Annotated in this window: 1 pseudogene; it reads right to left on the minus strand. The window is 63.2% G+C overall.

The window, feature by feature from the left end:
- Positions 1-27: 27 nt before the first annotated feature.
- Positions 28-304: pseudogene (locus EGN72_RS00150) on the minus strand (transposase); the annotation flags it as partial.

The raw sequence follows: 304 nt of genomic DNA on the forward strand, positions 1-304 counted from the left end.
CTACAGCGCACAGGCGGGCTGCGGCCCGGAACGGTTTTTTAGGATGTCCCGGCCCGAAGTCACCCGCAGCAGATCCCGCTTCAACCGACGGATCTCGTCGGCCTGGGCATCGACCTCTTGGATCACCTTCGCGGGCAGCGAAAACTGCTTCTGCCACATGTAGTTCGACTTGGTGCTCCCTCTCGGCGATTGCTTCGCATTCGCCTGCCGGGCAACAGACACCCAATCGCTCAGCCACCTCCCGCACCGGGTAGCCCCGATCCTCGACCTGCGCGACCGCATCGCGCTTGAACTCGTCTGTGAA

The sequence above is a fragment of the Pseudorhodobacter sp. E13 genome (assembly GCF_003991405.1).
Taxonomy (GTDB): domain Bacteria; phylum Pseudomonadota; class Alphaproteobacteria; order Rhodobacterales; family Rhodobacteraceae; genus Pseudorhodobacter.